Raw genomic sequence first — 17,114 nt, 5'->3', positions numbered from 1 at the left:
TCCCCTCGGCCGTCGCCCGGGCCCTGGCGTTTCCGGCGACGCTGTGTCGCTCGGGGCCGGTGATGGCTTGTCAGGTCGAGACGTTATCGCTGCGGCGCGCAAGTTCGGGGGCCTTTTCCGTCGGCAGTGTGCGCATTGTTCGAAGCGGCGACAAGAGGGTGGGGAGGGCACTCAGCGTCATACCGGCTGCGCCGATCCACAAGGTGCCTGTTGCTCCGAACACTGAGCCCAGGGCTCCACCCAAGAGCCCACCGAGGGGAATGCCGCCCCAGGACACGAATCGAGCCGTTGCGCTCATCCGGCCCAGAAGCCGATCCGGCGTCAGGGCCTGCTGGAAGCTCGACTGAGCGACGACACGGACGACTCCGCCCAGCGAAAGAGTCGCGAGTCCGATCGCAGCTGCGTATACGCTCCAACCTGGTCGCGCCAACGGCATGAGGATGGTCAACGGACAGGTGACCACTGATGCGATCCAGATGACCGGACCATGCCCGATCCGCCTTGAGATCGTGGTTGCCATCAGTGCCCCGAGCAAGGCACCGCAACCCATTTCCGACAGAACGAGGCCAATGCCGAAGGGCTGGAGACCTGTCTCCCGCTCCAAAAAGACCAGCAACATGCTTTGATACATGACCAGGAAGAGGTTGAATACCGCGTCCCCGAACATGATTGCACGCAGGATGGGATGCTTTAGGACGAACTTCAGCCCCTCCCTGATCTCGCGACCCAGTTGTGGGTGCTCGCTCGACGCTGGTTTCTGTTCGCGTTTCCGGATGGTGATCGCGAGCAGCCCCGACATGGCCATCCCGGCCGAACTCGCCAAAAGCGTTGCAGGGGCGCCCACCAGGCCGACCAGTGGCCCTGCCGCTGTCGGCCCGCTGATACTGGTCACCGAGCGTATTGCCGACAGTCTTGAGTTTCCTTCCACGAGATTGCCGCGTCCCACCAGGTGCGGGAGGTAGCTGACGTACGCGACATCGAAGAAGACGGTCAACACTCCGTGAATCAGGGCGACCGCGTAGAGCCACCAGAGGGTGAGCAGGCCGGCCCGCCATGCCACCGGTATCGTCGAGAGGACCAGTGCGCGGAGGAGATCAGTGCTGATCATCACCGATCGCTTGCGCATGCGGTCCACCCACGCGCCTGCCGGCAGCCCGACCAGGAGTGAGCCTGCCGTTGTCATCGCGGCAAGCAGTCCGACCTGGAACTCATCGGCATTCAATGCTGCGATGGCAACCAAAGGCAACGCCAAAAAGATGATGCGGTCGCCCAGTTGACCCAGTGCGGTGGCGGCAAACAATCGCCTGAAGTCCGGATCACTTAAGAGGCCACGTCGGGAGGTTTTTGGCATGCGAATCCCTGCTGTCGATTCCGAACTCGTAGACCACTTCCCGGCGCACATCCGGAATGACCATGTCGGCCGTTTCTACCGGACGTCCGTCCGTGTCGTAGATGGTGCGCTCGATCTGGAGCACGAGGTCCCCCACGCTGATCCCCAGGAGGTTCGCCTGCGCCTGGGTGGCACGAGCCGGACGCGGCACCTCGACCACAGTCGAGACGACCACTCCGATAGAGCGCATGCGCTCGACCACCCCCTTTCCCGCCAGAGGACCCATCTCGGGCAGCACGATCGGCGTGCCATCCGTGATGGCCATCGGCTCCCAGGATTCGGAGAGCTGGACGGGTTGCCCCTCGGCGAGGAACTCGTAGTGCGTATGGACGCAGAGGTCCCCGGGACTGATGGCAAGCCGCTCGGCGATTGCTCCGGGGGCGGGAACGCGCACCTGGCTGTGTGAATCCCAGGCGTCGGCCCTGCCCCGCTCCCTCATGCCGGAGCAGGCGGGAGAGCCCTTCCCGCGTTCGCGGTGTCGCGAGCGGACCAGCCGCAGGCGCTCACGCGGGATGCGAACGTACGTGCCCGAGCCGGCGCGTCCTTCGAGGAGACCGTCGATGATCAAACGGTCCATGGCCCTCTGCATGACGTTGCGTCCAACCCCGTACTCCACGGCGAGCCGTGCCCGGGACGGCAGGCGCTCCCCGATCTCCCACTCTCCCGCGAGAATCCGTTCACGTAGCACGTCGGCTACTGCGAGGTACGGCGCTTCGCGGGGCATGGGCGATCCTTCGATTGTTCTGCTCTACGGCAACTGGTTGTTCCTGAAGGGGCGTTGGCAAGCTACTGCACCAGGTGAAAGCTGCTGGAGTAGAAATACGCTCGGCGCTCAAGCGCCGACAGAGAAGCGAAACGCCGCTGCTCAGCCGTGCGCAGAGCGCCACCACGAACTGCACGTGATGTGGCGCTGCACCGCAGGTGACAGTATGTGTACACAGGCTGCGCTTCTTTGTACACGATCAAGGAACAGCACCATGACCACACACGGCACCATTGGCGTACTGGGCGCAGGAGCGGTAGGCCAGGCGGTCGCCGACAAGGCCGTCCGCCACGGCCGTGCGGTAGTCATCGGCAACAGCCGGGGCCCGGAGACCCTCGAAGCCGTCGTGGGCAAGCTGGGGCCGATGGCCCGTGCCGGGACGGCCGCGGAAGCAGCGAAGCCGGAGCTCGTGTTTCTCTCGGTGCCGTTCTTCGCCGTGCCGAAACTGACCGGCCTCACCGACTGGTCCGGGAAGATCGTCGTCGACACCACGAATCAGTTCGCTGCGGCCAACCCCTGGCGGGGCCGGTACGACGTCGGTGACCTCACGGGCAGCGAGTGGGTTGCCGAGCACCTTCCCGGCGCTCGGGTCGTGAAGGCTCTCAACACCCTGTTCGCCCCGTTCATCGCCGCGGACCCCCGGCACGCCGAAGGCCGGCAAGTGGCCTTCTACGCGGGTGACGACGCAGATGCGAAGGCAGCCGTGGCCGGATTGCTGGACGAATTCGGATTCGCCGCCCTGGACCTCGGCGGCCTGCGTGAGGGCGGGCGGCTGATGCAGTTGGACGGTGCACTCAGCGCGAAGCACATGCTGCTGCAGGACGTCGGCTGACGCCCTGTTCGAGCTCTGCGCACACCCGGCGCGCGGGAGGAGAACCATGAACCGTCGTGTCGTCTACGCCCGTGGGGGGTCGCCTGCCGACGTCCTGACCGTCATCGAGGAGCCGGAGCCGGCAGCGCTGAAGGGCGGTCAGGTTCTCATCCGTACGACTGCGTTCCCGGTGCACCCTGGTGACCTTCAGGCCGTCGAAGCCTACCCGGGGAAAGCTGTACAGCCGGTTCCCGCCGGTGTCGAGGCCACGGGCGTGGTGGAAGCCATCGGCCCGAATACGCGTGTGGCCCCAGGCGTCGAGGTCGGCGGGCGCGTAACGGTCTTCCCTCAGCCAGGTGCCTGGTCCCAGTGGATCGTGGCGGACGCCGAGGTGGTCGTGGCCGTACCGGACGAGCTGTCGGACGCGGTTGCCGCGCAGATGCTGGTGAATCCGCTCACCGCGGTGATGCTGCGCCGTGAGGCGGAGGAGCACCAGGCCTTCGGATACGACGGCCTGCTCGTGCAGACCGCCGCGGGCTCGTCGGTCGGGCGGCTGGTGACCGGCGTGTGTGAAGTCCACGACCTGGCGCTCATCAATGTCGTTCGCAGCGATCGTGGTGCCGCCGAGCTGCGCAAGCGGTTCCCGGACGTGCCGGTCGTGTCGACAGAGCGTCGGGGCTGGGCCGACGAGGTACGCGGTGCGGCCGGCGGGCGTCCGGTGAGTGTGGCCTTCGACCCGATCGGCGGGAAGCTGGCGGAGAGCCTTCTGGACCTGCTGGCGCCGGGCGGGAAGCTGGTCAGCTACGGGCAGATTGCCGAGGAGCCGATCTCGGTGCACGCGTCGCAGCTGCTGCACAAGTCGCTGACGCTGCGGGGCAAGAGCATCGGCCGGTGGCTGTACGAGGTCTCCGCCGAGAGGCGGGCATCCGACGTCGCCGCCGCGAAGCTGATCGCGCTGGGGCTCAGGGACCAGATCGAGGTGGCTGCCGCATACGGCCTGGACGAGCTGGCCGACGCCGTCGAACACGCAGTACGGCCCGGCAAGGTCGGCACCGTCCTCGTCCGCCCGTGGTAACTGCGGCGCGCGGCCGGTGCGTCACTGGCGTCCGAAGAACTCCACCTCGGCGATGGCCACCCGGCGGTCCGGCCGGGTGCCGTAGGCGGCGTTCACCGTCAGCCGTACCTGTGTCACATCCGACCCCTGGACCTCGAAGCTCTGCTGGCCGGGCGCGTCGTTGAGGTTGAGCTTCTCGGTGGTGTGCTTGCCCTGCGAGGAGACAAGGGTGACGGTGATCTTCGACGGCCGGGCCTGGCTGAGGTACTCGTCCGACTTCGTCGAAATCCCGGAAGTGACCAGGAGTTCCCGCAACCGCACCGGGCGGTCGAAGTCGGCTTCCAGGGACTGACCCGTGCCGGAGCCCCGGGCGGCCGGGGCCCAGTAGCGGTTGTTGAGGCTGTCGAAGGCCGCCTGCGCCCGGTGGGACGGCGCCTGGCTGGAGGCGCGCACGTGTACGGGGTGCAGGGGCTTCGGATCACCGGTGCTGTCCTCGGCGAAGTTGAACAGCTCGGTCAGCTGGGCACGGGCGAGCCATGCCGCGACGACGAGGACGATCAGGAGGACCGGCAGCGTCAGTCGGGGTCGGCGCCGCACCCGGAGCCTGGGCCGGCTCCCGGCGGCCAGCGGGCGCCGCTCGCGGCTCGGCAGGATCCGGCGCCACCACGGGGGCCGGGGAGCCTGGCCGGGTGGTTGCGCGGGGTCGAGCACGGCCCCGCAGCGTACGCACAACCGCCGTTCGTGCGGATTCTCGGCGCGGCAGCTCGGGCAGGGGCGGCCGGGGCGCCGCGGGGGAGTGTCCGGCCGGGGCGGCACCTGGGGCGATGGGGCCTCGGGTGTGCCGGTGCTGTGGTCCGGTGCGCCGCCCGGTGGGTGGTTCGGCGGGTCGTCGGGCCGCCGTGGGAGGACCACGGGCGGTGTAGCGGACGGCGCAGTCCCTGATCGTATGCGCGCATCTGCCGCTCCCCGCGGAATGCCGGACGTCCGCCTCGAGCGTCAAGCGTCGCGGGCGGCGCCGGTTCCCGTCCAGGCCCGGCCGTGTCGGGAGGAGGCAGCGCGGATTGCCCCTTCGGGCAACGTCCCGGTTGTTCCGGTCACCAGCACTGCGGGCGCCATTCGAAGAGCAGGATGGTCACGTCGTCCCGCAGTTGGTTGCGCTGGTAGTCGAGGATGGCGTGGTTGAGCAGCCGCAGCACCTCGGCCGGGCGCTGGCCGGCGGCGTTGGAGCGGATGATGAAGTCGGTGAACCGGTCGAGGCCGAACTCCGCACCGTCCGCGTCGCGAGCCTCCACGACACCGTCGGTGTAGAGCAGGACGCAGTCGCCCGGCTCCAGTGTCGTCTCGTGGATCTGCCGGGCTGCCGGAGCAAGTGGGCCGGCCAGACCGATCGGCGGCTGCGGCGGGCTGTCCAGCACACCGGCGAGCACCCGCTCGATACGGATCAGCAGCGGTGGAGGGTGACCGCAATTGACCCAGCGCAGCACCCCGGTCTCGGCATCGAGCCGACACAGCACGCCGGTGCAGAACTGGTCGGGCAGCCACTTGGCGAGCGCCTCGTCGACGGAGGCGACGGTGTCGGCCAGGTCGCCACCGCCGCGGCGGGCGTTCCGCGCCGCGGCCATGGCGACCGACGTGGTCAGGCCGGCGGTCAGATCGTGACCCATGGCGTCGAGGATCATGGTGTGCAGTATGTTCTTGACCACCGAGTGGTCGAAGGCGTCGCCGGCGACCTCGTACGCCGGTTCCAGGACCGCGGTCGAGACGCACCTGCTGCTGCCGACGGTGTGGGGCGGCAGGAAGGCCCGCAGCATCTCGGCGGGCAACCCCATGGTCGCGGTGCGGGCGCGGGCGGCGAGCCAGTCGCTGTAGGCGCGCTTGGAAGTGATCAGCATGGCGAACAGATGGGCCAGCATCCGGCTGCGGCGCATCCGCACCCCGTCGAGCGAGGCGGTCCGCATCCCCAGCACGCCCAGCCGCTCCGCACCGTCGACCAGAGGCATCCACACGATCAGGCCGCCGTCGGCCTCGACCACTCGCGGGGATACCGTGCGGTACGCCCAGCCGGCCTGCGAGCGGTCCACCGGCAGCGGCTCCATGGACTCGTCGAGTGGGATGAGCAGCCGTTGTTGCAGGTCGACGAGGTAGATCAGCGCGGTGTCCAGGCCGAGGGCCGAGGCACACCGGTTCGCCAGGTCGGGCAGTTCGAAGGGCAGGGCCGTCTGCGCCTCGATGATCAGCTCTTCCAGCCGATATTCATCGACGGCGGTGTCGGGACCGGGCGACGCATGCGGAGGGTCCGACACATTGATCACCTCTTTCCTGCCCAGTCTCACACCGATCTCGCCCTCTCTCACGTCAGGCACGACCGCGGCGAGGACGAGGGCGCCGGCCAGGGCGGCGCTGGGGCCGAGCAGGACCGGGCTCTTCCCGACCCCGCCCCCTGCTTCCGCGTCTCGGCGGGCAGAGCTGTCACGCCCCGGTCAGCGAGTCGACGAGCGCCAGGGCGTCGTCGACGGAACCCGCCGGGTCGTCGAGCGGGTACAGCACGCCGCGCACCGTGCGGGAGGGGTCGAGGACGAGGGTGAGCCGCTTGAGCCGGTCCACGCCCGCTGCGCGGAAGGTGGGCAGCCGCAGCGCTGCGGCCAGCTGGAGGTCGGCGTCGGACAGGAGCGGGAACGCGATCCGCTCGTGCTCCGCGAAGGCGGCGAGCTGGTCGGGGCGCTGCGTGCTGACTCCGTGCACCGTCACGTCGCGCTCGGCGAAGTCCGCCATCCGGTCGCGATAGGTGCACGACTCCAGCGTGCAGCCGCGGGCGCCCGGGATCTGGCCCCAGCCGGGCGGGTAGTCGTGCCCGCCGGGTGCGTAGGCACCGGGGAAGCAGTAGAGGACCGTCCAGGCCCGGTCCGTGGAGACCGGGTCGACCGGCACGCCTTCCGGGCCGGCGAGTTCGAGTTCGGGGAGCCGACGCCCCACCAGGGCGTGCACGCGTCGGGTCTCGGCGGAGTCGGTCGCGCTGGTGGCCGAGAGGCTGCCGTCGCCCATGACATGGCGGGCGCCCCAGTCCTGGAGGGCGACGAGGACCGGTAGCAGGCCGTGTCCGGCCGGCGTCAGGTGGTACTCGTACCGGGGAGGGCGTGGGCTGTAGAGACGCTTCTCCAGTACCCCGTCGGCGACAAGGGCTTTCAGACGCTCTGTCAGTACTTTGCGGCTGATGCCGAGTCCGTCCCGGAGCGCGTCGAACTGGTGCGTCCCGCCCGCGACATCGCGGATGAGCAGCAGCGTCCACGGGTCACCGACCACCGTCAGCGACTGCGCGATCGCGCAGTCCGGGTCGCCGAGCTCTGTGTATCGCATGATCCATGAGTATAGTCAGTTCCCTAAAGAGACTCACTCGGCGGTCGCAGGGGGCGGGCATGACGACGGCGGTGCAGGGGCGGGGAGAGAAGGAGAAGCAGCCGGACAGCGCGTCGCGCGCGGCGGCGTTCTGGCGGTACTGGGGTGCGTCCACAGTGAGCGGGATCGGCGACGCCGTGACGGGGGTGGCCCTGCCATTGCTCGCTGTACTGGTGCTGCACGCCTCGGCGTTCGAGGCCAGCCTGATCACGGCCGCCTCCTTCGCTTCCTGGCTCCTGGTCGGCCTCCCGGCCGGAGTCCTCGTGCATCGCCTGCCGTTGCGCGGGACGCAGGTGGCGATGGATCTGGTCCGGGCCGCTGCGGTGGCCTCGGTGCCGGTGGCTGCCGCGCTCGGCGTCCTGAGCCTGGCTCAGCTGATCGTCGTGGCCCTGGTGGCCGGGTTGGCGTCGGTCGTCTTCGACGTCGGCAACTCGACCTTCCTGCCCTCCATCGTCAGCAAGGAGGAGCTCACCGCCCGGAACAGCCTCACCTCGGGGACCAGGGCGGCGACCCAACTCGGTGGCCCGTCCCTCGGCGGCGTGCTGGTCCAACTGCTCGGCGCGGCGACGTCGATCGTGGTCGACGCGGTGAGCTACCTCGTCTCGGCCGCACTCATGGGCAGCCTGCCGCAGGTTGCGCACCCCGCGCAGGAGGGCCCGCGCCGCGGCATGGGCGAGATGATCCGCGAGGGCTGGCGGTACGTCACCCGCCACCCCGTCATCGGCCCCTGTACGGCCGACGCGACCGCCATCAACTTCGTCATCGGCGGCATGATGGCGCTCACCCCGGTCTTCCTGGTCCGCACCCTCGACGCGCCGCCCGCCCTGGTCGGGATACTCATCGCGGCCGAGGGCGTCGGCACCCTGGTCGGTGCGGCGCTGACGCCCCGGATCGTCGCACGCCTGGGCAGCGGCCGGGCGCTGCGCTGGGCCGCGGTGGTCTCCCCGTGCTTCGCGGCGCTGATGCCACTGGCCGGCCACTCCATGGCACTCGGCCTGTTCGCCCTGGGGCAGGCCGGTTTCGCCGGGGCCGTGGTGGTGACGAGCATCGTCACCCGCACCCACCGGCAGACCGCCACACCCCCGGAACTGCTCCCGCGCGTGATGGCGACGGTCCGCTTCATCTCCTGGGGCGCGGTCCCCTTCGGCGCGCTGGCCGCGGGAGGTGTCGCCGCCCTGTGGGGTACCCGCGCCTCCTTCGCGCTCATGGCCGTACTCTCCGCGGTCAGCCCGGCGATCCTCCTCGCGAGCCCGATCCGCCGGATGCGCGAGCTCGGGTGAACGGGGTGCCGCGGTTGCGAGCCGAGGGAGAGCGCTACGGCCTGCGTGGCGACCCGTTGCGCTCCAGCATTCCCTCACCGGCCGCGCCCTGTTCTGCTGCCGCCGACTGACCAGTAGTCACGGGAGGCATTATCCGCACGCGGCAGCAGGCGGATTTCCAGGCCGAATGCGGGCGGCTTCCTTGAGCTACGGCGTGCGACCGGGTCTCGCCGGTGTCGCTGTGCGGTGGCGTGGCGCCGGTACCGGGGCGTAGCGTCGCCCTGAGGAAAGCTCTCCCGATCCCTCTGGGGCTGCACGGCCGAAGACCCAGGGTGCTGAGGAGTGGATCCTGCATGAACCTCGCATCGCATGTGGTGAACAGCGCCCGGTCTCACCCGGACCGCGCCGCGCTGCGACTCGGGGACGACATCGTCACGTACCGGACGCTCGACCAGCGAAGCGCCCGTATGGCCGAACTGCTGCGTGAGCGCGGTGTGAGACCGGGAGACCGGGTCGGGATCATGCTGCCGGACGTCCCGGAGTTCGCGGTCGCCTACTTCGGCGTGCTCCGGGCCGGCGGCATCGTCGTTCCCATGAACTTTCTGCTGAAGTCTCGGGAGGTCGCCTACTACCTCGGCGACTCACAGGCCCGGCTGTTGTTCGCCTGGCACGAATTCGCGGACGAGGCGCGGGCCGGCGCCCAGCAGACCGGCGCCGAGGCGGTCATCGTCGACGCCGGCGGGTTCGACGAGCTCCCTGCACCCGGACGGTCTGCCGACGGCATGATCGACCGGCACGACGACGACACCGCCGTGGTGCTCTACACCTCGGGAACCACAGGTGAGCCGAAGGGCGCCGAACTGACCCACGCCAACCTCACCCGCAACTGCGACATCGTGGCCAACGAGCTGCTCCAGCTCACTCCCGACGATGTGATCTTCGGTGGGCTGCCGCTGTTCCACGCCTTCGGACAGACCTGCGCCCTCAATGCCACCATCGCCTCGGGCGCGTGCGTCACGTTGTTGCCGCGTTTCGACGCCGAAAAGACGCTGGCGATGCTGGACGGTCACGGCGTGACCGTCTTCGCCGGAGTGCCGACGATCTTCAGCAGGCTGCTGGGGCAGCCCGACCACAACGCCTACGACGTGTCCCGGCTGCGGCTGTCCCTGACCGGCGGCGCGGCGATGCCGGTCCAGGTGCTGCACGACTTCCAGGCCGCGTTCCACTGCGTCGTACTCGAAGGGTACGGACTGTCGGAGACCTCGCCTGTCACCTCGTTCAACACCCTGCAGGCCGGGCCCAGGCCCGGTTCGGTCGGCACCCCGATCCGGGGCGTCGAGATGCGGGTGGTCGACGACGACGGGAAGGACGTACCGCAGGGGGAAGTCGGCGAGATCGCGATCCGCGGGCACAACGTGATGAAGGGGTACTGGCAGCGCCCCGGGGAGACCGCCGCCGCGATCCGGGACGGCTGGTTCCACACCGGGGACCTCGGCCGGGTCGACCAGGACGGATACTTCTGGATCGTCGGACGGTCGAAGGACATGATCATCCGGGGCGGAAACAACGTGTACCCCCGCGAAATCGAGAATGTGCTGTACGAGCATCCGGCGGTCGCCGAGGCCGCGGTCATCGGCCTGCCCGACCCCGATCTCGGTGAGGAGGTCGGGGCGGCGGTCGTTCTCAAGCCGGGCACCCGAACAACCGCCGAGGAGCTGCGCGAATACGTCAAGAGCCGGGTCGCCGCCTACATGTATCCGCGCAAGGTGTGGATCGCGGACGCGCTGCCCAAGGGACCCACGGGCAAGATCCTCAAGCGGGACATCGTGCCACCGGCCGAGCCGGGCAGGCAGTGAGGGGGTTCCGAGCTGCGCTTCCCGATGGTGTGTGGTCCCCTGAAAGAAGCTCGCAGTCGAAGGGAAATCGACATGAGCGCGCAGGGGGACGGGCTCACAGACATGGCAGGGGCCATTCCCGAGACCGAGAAGGTGCTGTCCGTCGTCGCGGCGAACATGAGGTCACGCCTGTCCGACGTCGGCTGCGGCATCCGGGAACATCTGATGTCCGAAATCGGGCCGCTCAGAGGCGACGGCAGCGTCGTCGGGCTCCTGCAGGCCAGCATGACGGCGAATGTCGCGACACTGCTGGACGTCTTCGAGTACGACCTGCCGCTGGACACCGTCGAAGCACCCGCGGCGGCCCACGAATACGCCAGGAGACTGGCCCAGCGCGATACTCCCGTCCATGCGCTGATCAGGGCCTACAGAATCGGGCACCGGCTTTTCCTGCAGGCGTGCCTTGAGGAACTTCATCGCCAGTGCGGCGACGAGGAGACCTCCGCCGCGACCACCTCGCGCATGCTGGCGCTGAGCTTCGACTACATCGACCGGATCACCGAGCAGCTCGTCGAGGTCCACCAACGGGAACGGGACCTCTGGCTGCCGAACGAGTGCGCCGGGCGGACGACAGCACGCGTGCGCGACATACTCGCCGAGCGGGAAGTCGACCTCGATCAGGCCGAGTCGGCCCTCGGCTACCGGCTGCGCCAGCATCACCTGGGGCTGGTGGCCTGGCTGCCCGCGTCCGCACACGACAGTGCCGAAGTGGCCCGCCTCGACCGGTTCACCAGCGACCTCGCGCGGAAGCTCCACTGCCCCGCCAGGCCGCTGTTCGTCCCGCAGGGCGGAACCGCGGCCTGGGCCTGGCTGCCGTTGGGCTCACGCGGCTGCGTTTCCTGGACACGGCTGTCGAGTGCGGTCGAGGACACCGACCCTTCCGTGCGGGTCGGCGCCGGGAGCGTGGAGCCGGGCATCGAGGGATTCCGCCGTACGCACCGTCAGGCCCTGCGCATACAGGAGCTTGCCGCGATGGCCGACTGCCGCTGCACGACCTATGCGCGGGTCGCTCCGATCGCCATGATGAGTGCGGACATCGACGACCTGCGCATGTGGGTGTGGAGCGTACTCGGGCCGTTGGCCGACGACGACGAGCCTTCCGCACGGTTGCGGGAGACGTTGCGGGTCTTCCTCGACACGGGCTGCAGTTACACCGCCGCCGCAAGCAGGCAGATTCTGCACAGGAACACGGTGCAGTACCGCATCCGCAAGGCCGAGGAGGCCATGGGACACACGGTCCAGGAACGGCGCACCGATCTGGACGTCGCGTTGCTCGCCGTCGAGCACTTGGGCTCGGTGCTGCTCAGGAAGAACCCCCAGCCCGAATAACTCATTCGTCCAGGACGCGCATGACCTTGATCTGCGCCGCGTCCCGCGCGGTCTGCAACTCCTCGACGGTCGCGCCGAAGCGAGCCTGCTCGGAGAGCAACTTCACGGTGGCCACGTCGAGTTGGGGGCTGCCGAGGTCACGCCACTGACTCTCCAGCGCGGGGCCGAGGTGCTGCAGGAAGGCCGGCAGGCCGCCGGGGCCGCCGCCGAGGTGGAAGCTGCGGAACGGGCCGGCGACGGCCCACCGCAGGCCGATGGAGGACGTGACGATCTCGTCGAGCTCCGACTCGGTCACCACCCCCTGAAGGACAAGGTTTACCGCCTCACGGAAGAGCGCGGCCTGCAGCCGGTTGGCGACGAAACCCGGCACCTCCTTGCGCAGCACGCGCGGCTTCTTGCCGAGCGCCGTGTAGAAGTCGACGGCGCGCTGCACGGCATCCGGATCGGTCTTCTCACCCCCGACGACCTCCACCAGCGGGACGAGGTGCGGAGGGTTGAAGGGATGGCCGATGACGAGTCGTCCGGGCTGCTCCAGTGCCTGCGCGATGTCGGTGGCGCGGATGCCGGAGGTGGAGCTCAGCAGCAGAGCGTCGGCAGGGGCGGCCCGCTCGATGCGGGCGAACAAGTCCCTTTTGAATTCCAGGCGTTCAGGGCCGTTCTCCTGGACGACGTCCGCGTTCGCGACCGCCCGCTCGAGGTCGGCCTCGAAGCGCAGATTACGGTCCAGACCGTCGGTGGGCAGGCCGAGCGCGCGCAGCGCGGGGACGGCCTCGTTCAGTTGGTTGCCCACCTGCTTGTCCACGTCGGGCAGCGGGTCGCTGACGGTTACGGTCAGTCCCTTGGCGAGGAACAGAGCGGTCCACGAAGCACCGATGACCCCTGCCCCGACGACCGTGACGTTCTGCCAGGGCCCCGGAGCGGAGCGGGGGACGGCGGGAGTGCCGTTCATGATGGCTCCTCAGCGGCCCTGCCAGTGGGGTGAGCGTTTCTGCGCGAAGGCGAGGGCGCCTTCCCTCGCGTCCAGGGAGGCGAGCACGGGTTCGACGAACTGGTCCTGCTCGCGCAGGGCGTCCTGGTCGCTGAAGGCCGTCCGCTCGTTGACGACGCGTTTGACGGCGGCGATGGCCAGCGGGGCGTTGTGCGCGACGCGGTTGGCGAGTTCGATGGCCTGGGTGAGTGCCTCACCCGGCTCGGTGAGGTGGTTGACGAGGCCGAGCTGCTCGGCGCGCGGGGCGGGCAGCGGGTCGCCGGTGAGCAGGAGTTCCAGGGCGATGTTGCGGGGGATGCGCTCGGGCAGGCGCACCATGCCGCCTTCGGGGGGCACGATGCCGTAGTGGACCTCGGTCTGGCCGAAGATGGCGTCCCGGGCGGCGACGATCATGTCGCAGGCGAGGGCCATCTCGGTGCCGCCGCCCAGCGCGTAGCCCTCGACGGCGGCGATGAGCGGGGTCTTGATGTTGATGCGGGTGATGCCCGCGAAGCCCCGTCCTTCGACGACAGGGGTGTCTCCTCGCGCGAAGGCCTTGAGGTCCATGCCGGCGCTGAAGACGCCGCCGGCTCCGGTGAGGATGCCGACCAGAAGTTCGTCGCGTGACTCGAGTTCGTCGACGGCGGCGGCCAGCGCCCGCGCGGTGGCGCCGTCGATGGCGTTGCGGGCCACCGGCCGGTCGATGGTGATCACGAAGACGCTGCCTCGTTGCTCGGTGCGCACCGCGGGGGTGCCCGAAGCCTGGGTCATGATGCCGGTTCCCTTCTTCTCTCCACGTGTCCCCCGTGTCGTTCCTTTCGGGGCCGCGCCCTCAGCCGACCACCTCCGAACCACGCAGCTCGGCGATCGCGGCGTCGTCGTAGCCGAGGTCGTGGAGCACCGCGTCGGTGTGTTCGCCCAGGTCGGGGGCGGGGCGCGGCGGGACCTTCCGCTCCTGGTCCAGTCGTACGGGACTGTCGACGGTCAGGTGCGGTTCGGCGCTGCCGTCCTCGATGGGGACGAGGATGCGGTTGGCCGTGAGCTGGGGATCGCGGGCGAACTCCTCGATCGTCTGGGCGACTCCGTAGGTGAGGCCGGCGGCGTCGAGCAGCTCGCGCCATTCGGCGAGGGTCCGGGTCGCGAAGTTCTTGTCGAGCAGGGCGGCGATCTCTGCCGAGTGGGCGCGGCGGCTCGGGGTGTCGGCGTAGTCCGGGTTCTGCGCCGCCTCGGGGTGGCCGATGGCCTGGAGGAACAGGGGGACCTGTTTGTCCTCGTTGGCGAAGGCCAGCAGCAGCCAGCGGTCGTCCGCCGTGCGGTAGGCGCTGGCGAGCGCGTTCGGCGGGTCGGTCCGGTCGGCGGGCCGGGGGGCCTTGCCGCCGACGAGTGCGGCCTGCAGCCACATGCTCGCCGCCCAGGCGCCCTCGGCGATCAGCGACGCCGTGACGCGGGCGCCCTCGCCGGTCTTCTCCCGCCGGTACAGCGCGGTCATGATGGCGGCGTACAGGGAGACGGCCGTCGGGTGGTCGCCCGATCCGAACACCGGCATCGCGGGCGCCCCGTCGTGCTGGCGCGTGTAGTCCATCAGGCCGCTGCGCGCCCAGTACGCGGTCACGTCGAAGCCGGGCAGGTGGGCGTCCGGGCCCTCCTCGCCGAAGCCGGTGACGTCGGCGTACACGAGCCGGGGGTTGAGGGGGGCCAGGTCGTCGTAGTCCAGGCCCAGCTTGGCCCGGGTGCGGGGCGGGAAGTTGGTGACCAGCACGTCGGCCCACTTCACCAACCGCTCCAGTACGGGTCTGGCGCCGGGCGACTTGAGGTTGAGGGCGATGCTGCGCTTGTTGCGGTTGTCCAGCTGCCAGGGGTAGTTGACCCCGTCGACGCGGGGGTTGGGAGGGACGCGGCTGAGCGCGCGATAGGCGTCGCCGGTGTGGGGTGGTTCCACCTTGACGACATCGGCGCCGAAGTCGCCGAGCATCGTGGCCGCGGCGGGGCCGGCGATGAAGCTGGCGATGTCCACGACGTGGAGTCCCTCCAGCAGAGGTGTGTCCGCCATGACGGATCCTTTCTCGGCGCGGCTCGCGCGCGACGCCGGTGGGCACCCCCGGCGGGCCGGGGCGCCGGTGCGACGGCCGGGCGAGTCAGTGGGCCGGCGCCGGCGCCGCGGGTGCGAAGGCGTTGTATCCGGTGATGTCACGGCCGACGATCAGTGCCTGAACCGTGTCGGTGCCCTCGTAGGTGTCGATGGCCTCGATGTCGCACAGATGCCGGGCCACGTGGTAGTCGAGGATGATCCCGTTGCCGCCGAGCATGTCGCGGGCGTCGGAGAGGATGGCCCGAGCCCGTTCGGTGTAGTGCATCTTGGCCAGGGCCACCCGCGGCATCGAGTACTTGCCCTCGTCCATCAGCTGAGCGAGCCGGAACTGCATGCACACCATGTCGGTGATGTCCGCCAGCATCCGCGCCAGCCGGTACTGGATGAGCTGGAAGGCGGCCAGCGGCATCCCGAACTGCTTGCGCTCCTTGGCGTACGCCAGGGCCGTCTCGTAGCCCGCGATGGCCGCGCCGATCGACTCCCAGGCCACGCAGTACCGCGAGGCCAGCAGGACCTGCTCGGTGTCCCGGAAGGTCTTGCCGTCGGCCAGCTTGTTCCCGGCCGGCACCCGGACGTCCTTCATGGAGATCTGGGCGTTCTGCACGCAGCGCAGCGCCGTCTTGCCCCCGATGGCCTGGGCGTCGAACCCGGGCGTGCCCTTCTCGACGATGTAACCGCCCACGTGCCCGTCGTCCCCGCGGGCCCAGATGATGACGTAGTCGGCGAAGGTGGCGTTGCCGATCCACCGCTTGTACCCGTTCAGCACGTAGGAGTCACCGTCCCGGCGGGCTTCCGTCTGGAGCTTGACCACGTCCGTGCCGTGGGCCGGCTCGGTCAGGCCGAACGCGCCGATCTTCTCCATCCGCGCCATCGGGGGCAGGAACCGCTGCTTCTGCTCCTCCGAGCCCAGCAGGGCGATGGAGGTCATGGCCAGGGCCGAGTGGACCCCCATGAACGTGGACATGCTCAGGTCGCCGCGGGCCAGCTCCAGGATCACGATCCCGGCCGTCACATTGCTCATCCCCGGACAGCCGTAGCCCGGAATCTGGAAGCCCGCGATACCCAGCTCCGCCAGCTTGGGCACTAGCTCGTGCGGGAACTCGGCACGCTCCCAGTACGGGTTGATCACCGGAATGACCTCCCGGTCCATGAAGTCCCGCACCTCGTGCCTGAGCCGCTGCTGCTCCTCCGTGAGGAGGTCCCCCAGCAGGTAGTAGTCGGAGTGCTCGGGGCCGCCCAGCACCGGCGGCTGTACCACCTGCCCGTTCCCGTTCGGGCCCACAGCGCCCAGGACGCCCTCGCCCATGCCTTCCGCCATGCCGTGTGTCGCGTTCATATGCTGCGTTCCTTCCGGGCTGCGGAAATCGGATCGCGTCTGATCGCGTCCCTGAGAACGACGCTAGGAGTCGACCGCAAGACGGGCATTAGGCGCAGAGCACCAACTTCAGGTGAAAATTGATACTCGTGGCCTGTTTGCCCGGGACGGCCGCCACTGGTCAGCTCTCAGCCGTGAGCTCACCTCGTGGTCTCGTCGTCACTCTGTGAGTGCACTCCGAGGTCATGGCGCATGGCGCTCCTCATGGCCCGGAGCATGTCCCAGATCTCCGCCTGGGCCCGGGCCGCAGTGGCCGGCGTCTCCCCGGGCGCGGGCTCTCCGCGTTCGAGGCGCTTGACCTGGCCGTAGACCTTGTTCAGGGCTTGATTGACCGCACTGGCACGTGCGAGCACCTCGCCGGGGGCGATCATCTGTGCTTCGGAGTACCGATCGCGATGGATCCTCTTTGCTTCATCGAGCGCGTTCCTGTCCGGTTCCTCGATGCTGCGTTCCCGCATGACATGCAGATGGTGGTTGAGCGCTGTGGTGAACTGACGGGCGTCCCGGTTGAGCTCCACGTAGCAGGTGCGTCGGAGGAGCAGGTTCTCGCGAGCCTCGTCGTGGTCGCGAATCAGCTCTATCTCCCGACGTTTTGCCCGTTCGCCGACTCGTTGGGTGAGAAACGACCCACCCAGTGTGCCGGCCACACCTGCCACAGCGATGATCACTGAGCCGAGATCCACAGACCCCCCTTGAAGCCGTTTGCGATCATCCCATCAGGGCTGGCCGTTGCCGCAGTGTCAAGCGCCCGATCCCCGGCTGGATTTAAATGGGTTGGGCCGACCGGCC

At 69.2% G+C, this 17,114-nt stretch carries 15 protein-coding genes; 5 read left to right on the top strand and 10 right to left on the bottom strand.

Features of this window, described 5'->3' with window-relative positions; genetic code table 11:
• Positions 1–70: 70 nt before the first annotated feature.
• Positions 71–1,351 (bottom strand): MFS transporter, encoded by a 1,281-nt coding sequence (locus tag ACWD35_RS26930; protein ID WP_451353860.1) that lies wholly within the window; start codon positions 1,349–1,351, stop codon positions 71–73.
• Entirely contained in the window at positions 1,317–2,114 is a 798-nt protein-coding gene (locus tag ACWD35_RS26925) for a GntR family transcriptional regulator (protein WP_451353859.1), read from the bottom strand. The genes ACWD35_RS26930 and ACWD35_RS26925 overlap by 35 nt, the downstream gene beginning before the upstream one ends.
• Positions 2,115–2,367: 253 nt before the next feature.
• On the opposite strand from ACWD35_RS26925, the gene ACWD35_RS26920 reads away from it, so the two are divergent.
• Together ACWD35_RS26920 and ACWD35_RS26915 are read left to right on the top strand one after the other, a co-directional pair.
• Positions 2,368–2,985 (top strand): NADPH-dependent F420 reductase, encoded by a 618-nt coding sequence (locus ACWD35_RS26920; RefSeq protein ID WP_451353858.1) that lies wholly within the window; start codon positions 2,368–2,370, stop codon positions 2,983–2,985.
• Between the two features lie 46 nt (positions 2,986–3,031).
• The gene (locus ACWD35_RS26915; protein WP_451353857.1) at positions 3,032–4,039 is read left to right on the top strand and encodes a zinc-binding dehydrogenase; all 1,008 of its coding nucleotides are present in this window, start codon (positions 3,032–3,034) and stop codon (positions 4,037–4,039) included.
• Between the two features lie 21 nt (positions 4,040–4,060).
• Here the strand turns inward: ACWD35_RS26915 and ACWD35_RS26910 are convergent, their stop codons facing one another.
• The 3 genes from ACWD35_RS26910 to ACWD35_RS26900 all read right to left on the bottom strand — a co-directional run bounded on the left by ACWD35_RS26910 (position 4,061) and on the right by ACWD35_RS26900 (position 7,372).
• Positions 4,061–4,729 carry an NADase-type glycan-binding domain-containing protein gene (locus tag ACWD35_RS26910; RefSeq protein WP_451353856.1) on the bottom strand — a complete coding sequence of 223 codons (669 nt, stop codon included), beginning with the start codon at positions 4,727–4,729 and terminating at the stop codon, positions 4,061–4,063.
• 383 nt (positions 4,730–5,112) lie between these two features.
• Positions 5,113–6,330 (bottom strand): PP2C family protein-serine/threonine phosphatase, encoded by a 1,218-nt coding sequence (locus ACWD35_RS26905; RefSeq protein ID WP_451353855.1) that lies wholly within the window; start codon positions 6,328–6,330, stop codon positions 5,113–5,115.
• A 157-nt stretch (positions 6,331–6,487) separates the two neighbouring features.
• Positions 6,488–7,372, bottom strand: a complete 885-nt coding sequence (locus ACWD35_RS26900; protein ID WP_451353854.1) for a winged helix-turn-helix transcriptional regulator — start codon at positions 7,370–7,372, stop codon at positions 6,488–6,490.
• A gap of 59 nt (positions 7,373–7,431) precedes the next feature.
• Here ACWD35_RS26900 and ACWD35_RS26895 point away from each other — a divergent pair, with 59 nt between their 5' ends.
• From ACWD35_RS26895 to ACWD35_RS26885, 3 genes are all read left to right on the top strand, one after another.
• Entirely contained in the window at positions 7,432–8,691 is a 1,260-nt protein-coding gene (locus ACWD35_RS26895) for an MFS transporter (RefSeq protein WP_451353853.1), read from the top strand.
• Positions 8,692–9,023: 332 nt separating this feature from the next.
• A complete protein-coding gene (locus tag ACWD35_RS26890; protein WP_451353852.1) occupies positions 9,024–10,526 on the top strand; it encodes a long-chain-fatty-acid--CoA ligase in 1,503 nt (500 codons plus the stop codon).
• 72 nt (positions 10,527–10,598) lie between these two features.
• A complete protein-coding gene (locus tag ACWD35_RS26885) occupies positions 10,599–11,894 on the top strand; it encodes a PucR family transcriptional regulator (protein WP_451353851.1) in 1,296 nt (431 codons plus the stop codon).
• A gap of 1 nt (position 11,895) precedes the next feature.
• On the opposite strand, the gene ACWD35_RS26880 is transcribed toward ACWD35_RS26885, so the two are convergent.
• The 5 genes from ACWD35_RS26880 to ACWD35_RS26860 form a co-directional block, all read right to left on the bottom strand.
• Positions 11,896–12,843 (bottom strand): 3-hydroxyacyl-CoA dehydrogenase NAD-binding domain-containing protein, encoded by a 948-nt coding sequence (locus tag ACWD35_RS26880; RefSeq protein ID WP_451353850.1) that lies wholly within the window; start codon positions 12,841–12,843, stop codon positions 11,896–11,898.
• A 9-nt stretch (positions 12,844–12,852) separates the two neighbouring features.
• Positions 12,853–13,632 (bottom strand): crotonase/enoyl-CoA hydratase family protein, encoded by a 780-nt coding sequence (locus ACWD35_RS26875; protein WP_451353849.1) that lies wholly within the window; start codon positions 13,630–13,632, stop codon positions 12,853–12,855.
• Positions 13,633–13,693: 61 nt separating this feature from the next.
• Entirely contained in the window at positions 13,694–14,911 is a 1,218-nt protein-coding gene (locus ACWD35_RS26870) for a CaiB/BaiF CoA transferase family protein (protein WP_451353848.1), read from the bottom strand.
• An 85-nt stretch (positions 14,912–14,996) separates the two neighbouring features.
• Positions 14,997–16,286 carry an acyl-CoA dehydrogenase family protein gene (locus ACWD35_RS26865; protein WP_451353847.1) on the bottom strand — a complete coding sequence of 430 codons (1,290 nt, stop codon included), beginning with the start codon at positions 16,284–16,286 and terminating at the stop codon, positions 14,997–14,999.
• 179 nt (positions 16,287–16,465) lie between these two features.
• Entirely contained in the window at positions 16,466–17,008 is a 543-nt protein-coding gene (locus ACWD35_RS26860) for a hypothetical protein (RefSeq protein WP_451353846.1), read from the bottom strand.
• Between the last annotated feature and the right edge of the window lie 106 nt (positions 17,009–17,114).

The sequence above is a fragment of the Streptomyces sp. NPDC002671 genome, assembly GCF_053592475.1.
Note: the sequence above shows the minus strand (reverse complement) of the source record. Positions and strands in the feature narration are given on the sequence as shown.